The following is a 356-nucleotide window of genomic DNA, read 5'->3' on the forward strand; positions in this document are numbered from 1 at the left end:
CCGGTAGTGCTACTTGAGACCCGGCAGCTGCGGGCGGCGACCAAAGCCATGCCGGTCAAGACTGACCGGACCGACGCACGAGCCATCGCCCAGATGGTACGGACCGGCTGGTTCCGAGCGGTGCATGTGAAGTCGGAGCTGTCGCAGGAACTTCGGGCGCTGCTGACCGCCCGCAGGCTGCTGGTTGGCAAGCTGCGGGACATCGACAACGGCATCCGTGGCGTGCTGCGCGGCTTCGGGCTGAAGGTTGGCCCGATCGGCGAGCGCGCCTTCCCGAGCCGTGCCCGTGAGCTCGCGGCAGACCGCCGCAGCCTCGCCGCGGTGATCGAGCCCCTGCTGCAGGTGCGAGAGACCCT

General features: G+C 69.4%; 1 protein-coding gene. It reads left to right on the forward strand.

Annotated elements, in window-relative coordinates:
- A partial coding sequence (locus JMJ55_RS30525; RefSeq protein WP_236034275.1) for an IS110 family transposase occupies positions 1-356 on the forward strand: 356 nt, incomplete at both ends.

It is taken from the genome of Belnapia mucosa, assembly GCF_016775475.1.
Lineage (GTDB): Bacteria > Pseudomonadota > Alphaproteobacteria > Acetobacterales > Acetobacteraceae > Belnapia > Belnapia mucosa.